13 protein-coding genes are annotated in these 12,851 nt (G+C 59.9%); 8 read left to right on the forward strand and 5 right to left on the reverse strand.

Annotated features, from left to right (window positions below):
* The first annotated feature begins 229 nt into the window (after positions 1-229).
* The 7 genes from thiC (at position 230) to BSP75_RS07715 (ending at position 7,713) form a co-directional block, all read left to right on the forward strand.
* Entirely contained in the window at positions 230-2,233 is a 2,004-nt protein-coding gene (thiC, locus tag BSP75_RS07685; protein WP_075112790.1) for a phosphomethylpyrimidine synthase ThiC, read from the forward strand.
* Positions 2,230-3,882, forward strand: coding sequence for a thiamine phosphate synthase (thiE, locus tag BSP75_RS07690; protein WP_075112791.1), 1,653 nt, complete (start codon positions 2,230-2,232; stop codon positions 3,880-3,882). Before thiC ends, thiE begins: the two co-directional genes overlap by 4 nt.
* On the forward strand, positions 3,872-4,648 hold the full coding sequence (locus BSP75_RS07695) for a HesA/MoeB/ThiF family protein (RefSeq protein WP_075112792.1): 777 nt from the start codon (positions 3,872-3,874) through the stop codon (positions 4,646-4,648). Before thiE ends, BSP75_RS07695 begins: the two co-directional genes overlap by 11 nt.
* On the forward strand, positions 4,645-4,851 hold the full coding sequence (gene thiS, locus BSP75_RS07700; RefSeq protein ID WP_075112793.1) for a sulfur carrier protein ThiS: 207 nt from the start codon (positions 4,645-4,647) through the stop codon (positions 4,849-4,851). Before BSP75_RS07695 ends, thiS begins: the two co-directional genes overlap by 4 nt.
* Before the next feature lie 85 nt (positions 4,852-4,936).
* A complete protein-coding gene (locus tag BSP75_RS07705; protein ID WP_075112794.1) occupies positions 4,937-5,704 on the forward strand; it encodes a thiazole synthase in 768 nt (255 codons plus the stop codon).
* A gap of 20 nt (positions 5,705-5,724) precedes the next feature.
* The gene (gene thiH, locus BSP75_RS07710) at positions 5,725-6,996 is read left to right on the forward strand and encodes a 2-iminoacetate synthase ThiH (protein WP_083617102.1); all 1,272 of its coding nucleotides are present in this window, start codon (positions 5,725-5,727) and stop codon (positions 6,994-6,996) included.
* Between the two features lie 177 nt (positions 6,997-7,173).
* The gene (locus BSP75_RS07715; protein WP_075112796.1) at positions 7,174-7,713 is read left to right on the forward strand and encodes a transposase; all 540 of its coding nucleotides are present in this window, start codon (positions 7,174-7,176) and stop codon (positions 7,711-7,713) included.
* A 115-nt stretch (positions 7,714-7,828) separates the two neighbouring features.
* Here BSP75_RS07715 and BSP75_RS21260 read toward each other — a convergent pair whose 3' ends face one another.
* The 5 genes from BSP75_RS21260 to BSP75_RS07740 form a co-directional block, all read right to left on the reverse strand.
* Positions 7,829-9,019, reverse strand: a complete 1,191-nt coding sequence (locus BSP75_RS21260; RefSeq protein WP_083617104.1) for an SH3 domain-containing protein — start codon at positions 9,017-9,019, stop codon at positions 7,829-7,831.
* Between the two features lie 223 nt (positions 9,020-9,242).
* Complete coding sequence (locus BSP75_RS07725) at positions 9,243-9,785, reverse strand: GNAT family N-acetyltransferase (protein ID WP_075112798.1); 543 nt, start codon at positions 9,783-9,785, stop codon at positions 9,243-9,245.
* The gene (locus tag BSP75_RS07730) at positions 9,785-10,201 is read right to left on the reverse strand and encodes a GNAT family N-acetyltransferase (protein WP_075112799.1); all 417 of its coding nucleotides are present in this window, start codon (positions 10,199-10,201) and stop codon (positions 9,785-9,787) included. The genes BSP75_RS07725 and BSP75_RS07730 overlap by 1 nt, the downstream gene beginning before the upstream one ends.
* Positions 10,202-10,229: 28 nt before the next feature.
* A complete protein-coding gene (locus tag BSP75_RS07735; protein WP_075112800.1) occupies positions 10,230-10,865 on the reverse strand; it encodes a Vat family streptogramin A O-acetyltransferase in 636 nt (211 codons plus the stop codon).
* Between the two features lie 23 nt (positions 10,866-10,888).
* Complete coding sequence (locus BSP75_RS07740) at positions 10,889-11,206, reverse strand: hypothetical protein (RefSeq protein WP_075112801.1); 318 nt, start codon at positions 11,204-11,206, stop codon at positions 10,889-10,891.
* A gap of 349 nt (positions 11,207-11,555) precedes the next feature.
* On the opposite strand from BSP75_RS07740, the gene BSP75_RS07745 reads away from it, so the two are divergent.
* Positions 11,556-12,446: a GGDEF domain-containing protein gene (locus BSP75_RS07745; RefSeq protein ID WP_075112802.1), complete on the forward strand. Its 891-nt coding sequence runs from the start codon at positions 11,556-11,558 to the stop codon at positions 12,444-12,446.
* Positions 12,447-12,851 lie beyond the last annotated feature (405 nt).

The following is a 12,851-nucleotide window of genomic DNA, read 5'->3' on the forward strand; positions in this document are numbered from 1 at the left end:
CCTTGATGGGTCAGGGCGCACAGGAGGGAGTCTGTCCCGTCCGGTTGTCCAGCACGTGGGGCACCTTGCCCACAGCATGCAGAGAGCGGGAAGTGGCAGAACAGCGGCGCGGAGATCCATCCCGCGCGCACTCCCTCCCGAGATAAACACCCCGCCGCAAGTTCATCTTCTCCTCGAACTCCAGACAAGCAAATACCCATAACTTCAACCAGTTAATGTGAGTTTTGCTATGTCTACCAATGTTTCTGATACCGCCAAATCCAGCCGCCGCGAGCAGCGCTCCAGCGCCCAGACCTTTATCGACAACCTCAAAGGGATGGCTCACCCCAACTCCCGCCGCATCTTTATCGAAGGTTCCCGCGCCGATATCCGTGTTCCGCTGCGGGAGATCCAGCTGGCCGATACCTTCGTTGGCGGCCCTGTCAGTGGCGATAAGGAAGCTCCCCGGTTCGAGCCCAACGAGCCGGTGCCGGTCTATGACACCTCGGGCCGTTACGGGGAGGAGGGGGTCGCCATCGACGTGCGCCGCGGCCTGCCACGCCTGCGGGAAAACTGGGTGCTGGAGCGTGATGATACCTACGCCCTGCCGGGGCTCAGCTCCACCTTCACCCAGGAGCGTCTGGCCGACGAGGGGCTGGATCATCTGCGCTTCGAGCACTTGCCAAAACCGCGCCGCGCCAAGCCGGGTCGCCGGGTGACCCAGCTCCACTACGCCCGCGCCGGTATCGTCACCCCCGAGATGGAATTTATCGCCATTCGCGAGAACATGGGCCGCGAGCGGGTGCGCTCGGAGCTTTTGCGTACCCAGCATCCGGGCCGCGATTTCGGTGCCCGTTTGCCCCAGAACATCACCCCAGAATTTGTGCGCGATGAGGTGGCCGCCGGTCGCGCCATCATCCCCAGCAATATCAACCACCCGGAAGCGGAGCCGATGATCATCGGCCGCAACTTCCTGGTGAAGATCAACGCCAACATCGGCAACTCGGCGGTCACCTCCAGCATCGAAGAGGAGGTGGAGAAACTGGTCTGGTCGACCCGCTGGGGCGCCGACACCGTGATGGATCTCTCCACCGGCCGCTACATCCACGAGACCCGCGAGTGGATCCTGCGCAACAGCCCGGTGCCCATCGGTACCGTGCCCATATATCAGGCGCTGGAGAAGAGCAACGGCATCGCCGAAGAGCTCACCTGGGAGCTGTTCCGCGATACCTTGCTGGAGCAGACCGAGCAGGGGGTGGACTACTTCACCATCCACGCAGGGGTCTTGCTGCGCTTCGTGCCGATGACCGCCAAGCGCCTCACCGGCATCGTCTCCCGCGGCGGCAGCATCATGGCCAAGTGGTGCCTCTCCCATCACAAGGAGAACTTCCTCTACCAGCACTTCCGCGAAATCTGCGAGATCTGCGCCGCCTATGACGTGGCGCTGTCGCTGGGCGATGGCCTGCGCCCCGGCTCCGTCTATGACGCCAACGACGAGGCCCAGTTCGCCGAGCTGCGCACTCTGGGCGAGCTGACCAAAATCGCCTGGGAGTACGACGTACAGGTGATGATCGAGGGGCCGGGTCATGTGCCGATGCATATGATCGAGCGCAACATGACCGAGCAGCTGGAGCACTGCTTTGATGCCCCCTTCTACACTCTCGGCCCGCTCACCACCGATATCGCGCCGGGTTACGATCACTTCACCTCCGGTATCGGTGCGGCGCTGATCGGCTGGTACGGCTGCGCCATGCTCTGCTACGTGACCCCCAAGGAGCATCTGGGTTTGCCCAACAAGGAAGACGTGAAACAGGGCCTGATTACCTACAAGATTGCCGCCCACGCCGCCGATCTGGCCAAGGGGCATCCGGGCGCCCAGATCCGCGACAACGCCATGTCCAAGGCGCGCTTCGAGTTTCGCTGGGAGGATCAGTTCAATCTGGCGCTGGATCCCGACACCGCCCGCGCCTATCACGACGAGACCCTGCCGCAGGAGTCCGGCAAGGTGGCCCACTTCTGCTCCATGTGCGGGCCCAAGTTCTGCTCCATGAAGATCACTCAGGACGTGCGTGACTATGCAGCAAAACTCGAAGCGGTAGAGATCAAGCTGGTGGGGATGGATGGCCAGCAGGAGCAGGTGGTGGCTCAGGTGGAGAGCGGCATGGCTCGCATGGCCGAAACCTTCAAGGAGACCGGCGGCGAGATCTACCATCAGGTGGCGGCGCTGAAACAGGCCGCAGGGGAGGAGGCGTGAGCAGCGCAAGCGGGGCTGTCAGCCCCGCCGACTTGCTGGCGGTCACAGAGGCTCGCCCCTTGGGTAGTGATCTCAAAATGAGAGTGTGGACCATCGCCGGTTCAGACTCCGGCGGTGGCGCCGGTATTCAGGCCGACTTGCACACATTGCACGACCTTGGCGTGCACGGCTGCTCGGTCATCTCCGCCATCACCGCCCAGAACTCGGTGGCGGTGAAGATGGTCGACCCGGTGCTGATGCAGACCTTCACCGCCCAGATCGACGCCCTCGGCGTCGATCTGCCGCCTGCCGCCATCAAGATTGGTCTACTGCCGACCCGGCTCCATGTGGAGGTACTGGCCCGTCGACTGGCAACTATCGAAGCCCCCTTCGTGGTCTACGACCCGGTGGCCATCGCCAGCACCGGCACCCCGATGGCGGAGCCCAATATGCTGGAGGCGGTGCGCGAGCAGCTGTTACCGCGCCTCTCCTTGATCACCCCCAACGGCCCCGAGCTGGAAGCCCTGACCGGCTTGCCGGTCAGCAGCCCCGAACTGGTGCGCCTCGCCGCCCGCCGCCTGCGCGAACTCGGCGCCCGCGCCGTGCTGGTCAAGGGGGGCCATCTGGAGTGGAGCGGCGATCTCTGCCTTGACTACTACCAGGACGAGACCCGTGAATTCTGGCTGGCGGCGCCGCGCCTCGATACCCGCCACGGCCACGGCACCGGCTGCTGTTACGCCAGCGCCATCGCCGCCGTGGTGGCGCAGGATTATCCGGTGGAGGACGCCATCACCCTCGCTCGTGCCTACCTGCAACAGGGGTTGGCGGCGGCGCAGGGGGTGGGGGCAGGCCCGGGCCCCATCGCCCATCTCGGCTGGCCCGCCGATCTGGCTCACTTCCCCCGCGCCGTGTTGGCGGGCTCAACCCTCGATCGCCGCTTCGGGCTCTTTTCTGTTGAAGGGATGGAAGCGAGCTGCGCCCGCCTGCCGGATGGCCCCTTTGCCGCAACCGAACAGCATCTGGGCCTCTATCCGGTGGTCGATTCGGTCAAGTGGCTGCGCCGCCTGCTGGGGCAGGGGGTCAAGACCATCCAGCTGCGGATCAAGAATCTGCCCGCCGCCCAGGTGGCACCGGCCATTGCCGAGGCTGTCGCGCTCGGTCGCCGTCATGGGGCGCGGCTTTTTATCAACGACTACTGGCAGCAGGCCATCGAGGCGGGCGCCTGGGGCGTGCATCTGGGGCAGGAGGATATGGAGACCGCCGATCTCGCCGCCATTCAGGCGGCCGGGCTGCGCCTTGGCATCTCCACCCACGGCTACTTCGAGTTGATGCGGGCGCGCGAACTGGCCCCCTCCTATATCGCGCTCGGCCATATCTTCCCGACCAACACCAAGGCGATGCCCTCCCGCCCGCAGGGGCTGGTGCGGCTGCACCGCTACCGCGCCCTGATGGGCGACTGGCCGACGGTGGCCATCGGCGGCATCAGCGAGGAGCGGGTGGCTGCGGTCAAGGGGAGCGGGGTCGGCAGTATCGCGCTGGTCTCGGCTATCACTGCCAGCGACGACTGGCAGGGGGCGACCGAGCGGCTGCTCGCGGCCGTGGGGGCAGGGGATGAGCCGCGCTCGGCGCAGCTTATGACCGACATGCAGGAGGCAGTTCATGCTCTCTGATGCTGAGTATTTGCGCTACGGCCGCCAGCTGATGCTGGCGGAAGTGGGGGAGGCGGGTCAGGCGCGGCTCAAGGATAAATCTGTGCTGATCGTGGGCTTGGGCGGGCTCGGCTCGCCGCTCGCCCTCTATCTGGCTGGCGCCGGGGTCGGCACCTTGTGGCTGGCCGATGGCGATACGGTGGACTCCAGCAATCTGCCGCGCCAGATCCTGTTCGATAGCGAGGCGGTCAACCACTCCAAGGCGGAGCTGGCCCGCGAGCGCTTGGCCGCCCACAACCCGTTGGTGGAGCTGATTGCCATCAACCAGCGGCTCGATGCCGCCAGCCTGCCGGAGTTTGTGGCCGAGGTAGATTTGGTGATCGACTGCTGCGACAACCTCGCCACCCGCCAGGCCATCAACGCCGCCTGCGTGGAGCAGGGCAAGCCCTGGATCTCTGCCGCCGCGGTGGGCTGGCAGGGGCAGCTGATGGCGCGCACCAGCAGCGATCACGCCTGCTACGCCTGCCTCTATCCGCTGGATACCAAGGTGAGCCAGAGCTGCGAGACCAGCGGCGTCACCGGCCCGCTGGTCGGGGTGATGGGCTCTTTGCAGGCGCTGGAGGCACTGAAACTGTTGCTCGGGATGCCAAGCCCGGTCGCTGGCACTCTGCGCCGTTTCGATGCTCTGACCCATCAGTGGCAGACCCTCACGCTGGCTCCCGATCCCGATTGCCCGGTTTGCGGGCAGCGCCGATGCCCGACAGACGATAAGGAGATCACCCCATGACCTTGACCATTCGACTCAATGATAAAGCCCAGCAGCTGGCGGCAGGGCAGAGCGTGGCCGACCTGCTGGCGGCGCAAGGGGTCCATCCCCAAGGGGTAGCGGTGGCCCTTAACGGCGCCGTGTTGCCCCGTGGCCGCTGGGCCGAGACCCGTCTTAATGACGGGGACGAACTTCACCTCTTTACCGCCATCGCGGGAGGCTGACCCATGATGCTCACAGTCCCATCTTCGAGCGCTCTGCCTTGCGGCGGAACCTCATCTCTTCTTATCGCAGTGGCCGGAGGCTGACATGCTGACAATTGCCGATCACACCTTCTCATCGCGCCTCTTTACCGGCACCGGCAAGTTTGCCCGCCCGGATCTGATGGCCGCCGCCATCGAGGCGAGCGGCTCCCGGCTGGTCACCATGGCCATCAAGCGGCTCGAACCGGGCAAGGCCCACGACGATATCCTGAGCCCCTTGCTGCAACTCGGGGTCAAGCTGCTGCCCAACACCTCAGGCGCCAAGACCGCCGCCGAGGCGGTATTTGCCGCCCACCTCGCCCGCGAGGCGCTGGGGACGAACTGGCTCAAGCTGGAGATCCACCCCGATCCCCGCTATCTGCTGCCCGATCCCATCGAGACGCTCAAAGCCGCCGAGCAGCTGGTGAAAGAGGGCTTTGTGGTGCTGCCCTACTGCGGGGCCGATCCCGTGCTCTGCAAGCGGCTGGAAGAGGTGGGTTGCGCCGCCGTCATGCCACTCGGCGCCCCCATCGGCTCCAATCAGGGGCTGGTGACCCGGGATTTCCTTGCCATCATCATCGAACAGGCGCGGGTGCCCGTTGTGGTGGATGCGGGGATCGGTGCACCGAGCCACGCGGCCGCCGCCTTTGAGCTGGGTGCCGACGCCGTGCTGGTCAACACCGCCATCGCCGTGAGCCGGGATCCGGTCGCCATGGGCCGCGCCTTTGCGCTCGCCTGCACCGCCGGTCGCAGCGCCTATGAAGCTGGCCTTGGCGCCCGCGCTCTGCAGGCCCAGGCATCCAGCCCGCTCACCGATTTTCTGGGGGCGTTATGAGTCATGAAATAGGGGCGACCATGAACATCTCCCCCTTGCCCCAAGGGCAGCCAGAGGTTTGCCCCCCTCTCCCTCTGGGAGAGGGGCTGGGGGTGAGGGCTCCGGCTGATTCGGTGCTTGAATGGAGCGAGTCCAGCGCTCCTCCCCCTCCCAAGGGGGAGGCCGGGAGGGGGTTGGATTTTGCCAATCGCTGGCAGGAGCTGGAGTGGGACGATATCGGCATGCAGATCCGCGCCAAGACGGCCGCCGATGTAGAGCGGGCGCTGAGCGCCCCCCGCCGAACCCTGAGCGACTTTATGGCGCTGATCTCGCCAGCCGCCGAGGCGTATCTGCCGCAGATGGCGGCCGAGGCCGAGCGGCTGACCCGCCAGCGCTTTGGCAACACCATCGGCTTCTATGTGCCGCTCTATCTGTCGAACCTGTGCGCCAACGACTGCACCTACTGCGGCTTCTCCATGAGCAACCGCCTCAAGCGCAAGACCTTGAATGCAGAGGAGATTGAGCGCGAGTGTCTGGCCATCAAGGCGCGCGGTTTTGACAGCGTACTGCTGGTGACCGGCGAGCACGAGCACAAGGTGGGGCTCGCCTATTTTCGCGAGGTGATGCCCATCATCCGCCGCCACTTCAGCACGGTAGGGATGGAGGTGCAGCCCCTCTCGCAGGCCGAATATGCCGAGCTGAAAAGCCTCGGCCTCGACGCTGTCATGGTCTATCAGGAGACCTACCATGCCCCCACCTACGCCCGCCACCATCTGCGCGGCAACAAGCGTGACATCGCATGGCGCCTTGCGACGCCGGATCGGCTCGGCCGTGCCGGTATCGACAAAATTGGCTTGGGGGCGCTGATTGGCCTCTCCTCAGACTGGCGCGCCGACAGCTACTTCGTCGCCGAGCATCTGAGCTGGCTTGAGCGCCACCACTGGCAGAGCCGCTATTCCCTCTCCTTCCCGCGCCTGCGCCCCTGCACCGGCGGACTGGAACCTGCCGTGGTCATGTCGGATCGCCAGCTGGCCCAGTTGATCTGCGCCTGGCGCCTCTTCTCGCCGACGCTGGACTTGTCCCTCTCCACCCGCGAGTCCGCCACGTTTCGCAACGGCGCGGTGCGCCTTGGCATCACCCAGATGTCGGCCGAGTCGCGTACCCAGCCGGGGGGCTATGCCGAGGGGGATAAAGAGGAGCTGGAGCAGTTCGCCATCCACGATGACAGGCCGGTGGGTGAAGTAGCCGCCGCCGTGCGGCAGGCAGGGTTGCAGCCGGTGTTTAAGGATTGGGAACCCTTTTTGGGCCGCTAACCAAATGATGTGGCAACACAGGAACCATAAAAGTAGGGTGCAATAAGCGAAGCGCATTGCACCGCTTTTGTTTTGTGGATGTGTGAGCGAGGTGTAATTCACTTCGTTCATTACACCCTACGTTTTGCTTCGTTTGGACCACATTTAACAACAGGGTTGATTGTGGATTGGGCAAACATGGCGAATTACAGGCGAATATGGCAGCCGGGGGGAACCTGGTTTTTTACGGTCGTGCTGGCTGAACGTCAGGATAACCATCTACTGGTCGAACGGATCGATCTGTTGAGGCAAGTTGTCAGGGAGGTGCAAGAGCGCCATCCATTCCGGATCCACGGCTGGGTTGTCTTGCCCGAACATCTGCATGCCTTGCTGGAGTTGCCGCAAGGGGATACCAACTTTCCGCTACGCTGGCGCCGAATCAAGAGCAAGTTTTCGCGAGCAATCCCCAATTCGGAGGCTCGTTCAGAATCTCGTTGGCGTCGCGGTGAGCGGGGTATTTGGCAGCGACGCTATTGGGAGCATCTGATCCGCGATCAGGAAGATTTCAACAATCATCTCGATTATATCCATATTAATCCGGTCAAACATGGGTTGGTAGCAGCCCCGAAAGATTGGCCATATTCCACCTTCCATCGTTGTGTTCAGCAGGGCAGGTATCCCTTATCTTGGGGAGATACCGCTACGCCAGAATATGAAGAACCACGCGACAATAAATAAACGGCATTAACGTGGTTAACGTAGGGTGCAATAAGCGGAGCGCATTGCACCGCTTTCGTTATGATAGCTGTGAAGATAGAGGTGTAATTCACTTCGTTCATTGCACCCTACGGTACTAAAGATCAAACTTCCGTAAGTATCTAGAGAATACCCAACCTATTTTGTGCTCACCGGTCTCGTCACATATAAATTCAACCTGAGTCCAGCGTTTTGATTTTGCGAGGAATTTTACTACCATCCCATTTTTCAATTCGTCAACAACCTCAGATTTTGTTGATGGTTCTGCCCTAATATTTAGAACTGAAACTATAACAAAACGATAACTACTTAATTCATTAATATCGTACTCTTTATTAGCAGATTGAGAAATCAACTTGGTTGCGACCCTTGGAGTTTCTGTTTCAAACTGATGCTCCCAGTTTTCATATAGAGGCATAGATAAATTACTAAATACATTGAGGAAGTAACTTAAAATTATGGATACAATAAGCTGTATTGATGAGGGCTGATTGTCATACCAACTTAGAAACCCATTATCACTATTTGATGATGTTGCTTGAGCAAGCTTTACAAAAGTCTGTTCTACAGAATCATCTTTTATCTCTATATTGTCCGAACTTTCGGAAAGTAATTTGTTGAACTGTTCAGTAATCACAGATAAATCCTGTGCTGTGAACAGCGATGCCATTTTTCTTGCTACTTTCATAGCAGCCGATTCTTGTAATTCAAATGATCGGACTATCTCTCTTGCGGCTTTCATCGTAGGCGATTCTGGTAGTGCAAATGATTGGGCAATCTCTCTTGCAGCTTTCATCGCAAACGATTCTGGTAGTGCAAATGACTGGGCAATCTCTCTTGCAGCTTTCATTGCGGGCGATTCTGGAATCACAAATGTTTGAGCAATCTCTCTTGCAGCTTTCATTGCGGGCGATTCTGGGATCACAAATGATTGAGTAATCTCTCTTACAGCTTTCATCGCGGGCGATTCTGGGATCACAAATGATTGAGTAATCTCTCTTACAGCTTTCATCGCGGGCGATTCTGGGATCACAAATGATTGAGCAATCTCTCTTGCAGCTTTTATCGCAGGCGATTCTAGTATCGCATATGACTGGGCAATATCTCTTGCGGCTTTCATCGCAGGTGATTCTGGTATCGCATATGATTTGACAATTTCTCTTGCAGCTTTCATCGTGGGAGACTCTAGTATCTCATATGGTTGAGACATCTCTTTTGATATTTTCAGCGTTGTTGATTCATGTGGTTTTTGAATGGGTGGATGATTTAAATTTCCAAGTTTTTTCATGAAGTGCGCCCCTAAAAATATCTAAATATTCATATTAACTGGTAGAGCAGTGTACCTCTGCTTGAGGCTTGTATGAAGCCATTAAAACCTAGGCAGGATTCACGAGCACTCGCCTTTTTGCAAGGGGGCGAATTCTTTAAATCAGGGCTTACTGGAAGGGAGGTTGCCATGACAGTATTCTTTCATCTCACATAAGCTTGCAGGGTACGGCGTGCTACAGAAGTCAGTCAGCGGGTACAAGAGAGTAAATAAGTCCATCAAGGGGTTGTCCGTGGAGGAAGATACGATTTCTTGCCCGGCACTCAAAAGTAGCCCCTGCGGCGATGGCGATGGCTTCGCTGGCTGTGTTGCCAACCCCCATTACGATCTCCAGCCGAAATAGCCCCAACTGTTCAAAGCCAAAGTCACGGAGCAGAGCGACCGCCTGTCGGGCGATGCCGCAGCCTTGGCGGGATTGCCGCACCCAATAGCCGATGTTGCCGTAGCGATGATGGGGCGATAGCTGGTTGATACCTGCGCCACCCAGCAGTTGGCCGGTGGTGGCGCAGAAGATGCCCATGTCAAAGGCGCGTCCCGCCGCACAATCCTGCTCGCAGCTGGCAAACCACTCCAGTGCGCTCTCCCGAGTAAATGAAGGGGAGCACCAGCTCATCCATTTGCCGACCTTCTCGATGGATTCGTGGGCCGCGCGGACAAACTCGTCGGCATCGGCCAGTTCGAACGGGCGGATCACGATATTGGCCTTGGCAAGGCGCGGGAGTGTCATCACTTATCCTGCTTTTTCAGAAAGTAACTGATATGCCCCGGCGGCATATCGGGCAGCTGGCCAAAGACTTCGTAGCCCTGCTTCTGGTAGAAGGGGAGGGCCTGAAAACTGGTGGTTTCCAGATGGTAGTTGGTGATGCCTTTGCTTTGGGCGTACTGCTCCATGGCGCCGAGCAGGCGGCCGCCCCAGCCATCGCGACGGATGCTTTCGTCGATCCAGAGCCAGTCGACATGCAGCCAGCCCCACTTGATGTCGGCGATGATGCCGCCGTGTACCTTGCCCTCTTTATCCTTGATAAAGCTGGCGATCCGCTCGCGTAGATGGGTGCCGACGTGACCCGTGTTGAAGCCCGAGAGACCAATGCGCAGCGCTTCGATCTCATCATCCTGAGGCGGTTGGGGTGGGGTTAGTTGCATAGTGCTTCCTGCTTGATGGTGGTTGTCTCTATGGGGCTGCCGCTTCCAGTGCGGCTATCTCGCCGCCGCTGATAAGCGGCAGGTTGCGGCTGATCTGCTCCACCGGCCAGTCCCACCAGGCGATGGCGTTGAGACGGGCGATGGTGTCGTCGTCGAAGCGGTAGCGGATCACCTTGGCGGGGTTGCCGCCGACCACGGCGTAGGCGGGCACGTCTCCGGTGACCACGGAGCGGGCGGCGATGATAGCTCCGTTGCCGACCTTGACCCCCGGCATGATCAGGGCGTCATAGCCAATCCAGACATCGTTGCCGATGACGGTATCGCTCTTGTAGGGGAGGCCACCCGGGGTGGGGGCGGCACTCTCCCAGCCGTTGCCGAAGATAAAGAAGGGGTAGGTGGAGAAGCCGGAGGTCTGGTGGTTGGCGCCGTTCATGATGAACTTCACCCCGCGGGCGATGGCGCAGAACTTGCCGATGATCAGCTTGTCGCCGACGAAGGGGAAGTGGTAGAGGACGTTGCGCTCGAAGCCCGCCGAATCCTCCGGGTCGTCGTAATAGGTGTAGTCACCCACCTCGATATTGGGCCCCTTGATGGTGTTCTTGATAAAGCACACCTGGGGAAAGCCGTTCATGGGGTGGGGATTGGCGGGATCGGGTCCGTGCATCTGGTCTCCTTGGAGTGGCTGGGCTAGAGCGCCGGAAAGTAGCAGGCGCTCATGTCGATGGGGTGATCGGGGCAGCCCGGCAGATAGAATTGCCAACCCGCATCGGAGAAGGCGCGCAGTTCGGTTTCGACAAATTTGATGGCGAGGCTCAGGGCCTGCAGGCTGTCGACACCGTAGATAAAAGTCTTGTCGCTCAGCCCCGCCAGCTTCACCTTGCAGCGCCAGTCACCGCTGGCGGACTTGGGAGCCGGCTCGGGGGCCTTGATGGCGATCTTGAGTACGAGCTGTTCCCCTTCGGTGCTGATGGCGTCGAAGCGGGCGGTGACGATGGCGTTTTTCATCTGGCGATTCCTTTTCCGTGGTACAGCCCCTGCGGTTGCGGGTGGCTGGCGTCCCTGATGGCTGATGAGCTGAAAACTGGACTCAGGACGGCCAGCGTAAATGAACTTGTGAGTTGAAACAATGGGATATCCGCGACCGGATGAGGGGGCTTTCGCCACTGTGAGCGAGCGCTGGGTCGGGAGGCGGAGCGCGCTGGCAACCGGTGTTGGCCGAGATGTTGACGGGCTGCTAGATGTAAAGGATTGTTGGCTGTGGCGGTAAATTAACCATCTGGGGCGATGAGGGCAGTTGAGTCCTCTTGAGGCAGAATATCTCCCCCCTGCTTGACGCTGAAGTACAGGAGTCTCCGTGGCGCTTTCGGTAACCCAGCTTTATGAAGTGATGGCCCAACTGCCAGATCCCATCTTTATCCTCAGTGAGGGTGGCTATTACGTGGAATATATCGGCGGCATGGAGCAGCAATCCTATCACGATGGCAATCCGCTGGCGGGCAAGCAGCTGGCCGATGTGCTGCCGCCCGAGATGGCCATGTGGGTCAAGGCGCAGGTGGCCGAGTCGCTGGCAAGCGGTCAGGTACGGGTGGTGGAGTATGAGCTATCCGCAGCCGAGGTGGGGGGGATCAATGCCGCCGTCGGGCCGCAAGGGGTGCAGCGTTTCGAGGGCAAGATTGCGCCGTTGCCCTCCCTCTATGACGGCAAGCGGGCGGTGGCTTGGGTGACCCGCAATATCACCCGTCAGTTCGAGTTGCAGCAGCGACTGCTGCGTCAGAGTGAAACCGACCAGCTGACCGGCCTCTACAACCGCCGTTTCTTCTTCGAGCACTGTCAGCAGTTGCGGGCAGGGGATGCGCCCTGCGGCCTTATCATGCTCGACATCGATCACTTCAAGCAGATCAACGATCGTTACGGTCATCAGCAGGGAGATCGGGCGTTGCAGCGCTTCAGTGGCTGCATCGATGCCCTGTTGCGGGCAGACGATCTGTTTGTGCGCAGCGGTGGTGAGGAGTTTCTGATCCTGCTGCCACGGATCGATGAGGCCGGTTTGCTGCAGATGGCGGAGCAGATCCGCGCCGCCGTCGAAGCACTGCCTGCCGATCCGGTCGCCATGACAGTCAGTCTGGGCACGACCCTGGTGCGGCCGGAGGAGGAGATCAATCAGGCGCTGGCTCGGGCCGATGAGTGGCTCTACCGGGCCAAGCGGGCAGGGCGCAACCGGGTGGCGCACAGCCCGGCACGCTGAGCCTCCCGGCCTTGTTATTGGCCAGAAATGACCTGTCCTTTTGCCATCAATAATTTGGCTGACATCACTGTCAATTAGTGGAAAAGTTCGCCATATTATTTCACTCATATTCCACTGGCTAAGGTGTTAATATTATCGGCCTGATCGCTGGTCTTATTTGTGTTGTTGGGCAACAGGATGAGGTTTTATCGGTATGTTATCAAACAGACTTGAATCGGGTTTTGGGTGCCGGATGTGACACATCTCGCTCTCTTTTGAAACAATCCGATTCAAACAGTCATGAATTATTAACCTTGACCCGGATAGCGATTTCAACGATGGTAGCGTGGCAGCTCCGTCTTCCTCCGGTGGCCCTGTTGGCCGCTGGCGGCGTTGTTTTTTCATGTACAGGGCGATATGCAACGA

The sequence above is a fragment of the Aeromonas sp. YN13HZO-058 genome, assembly GCF_001921245.1.
GTDB classification, from domain to species: domain Bacteria; phylum Pseudomonadota; class Gammaproteobacteria; order Enterobacterales; family Aeromonadaceae; genus Aeromonas; species Aeromonas allosaccharophila.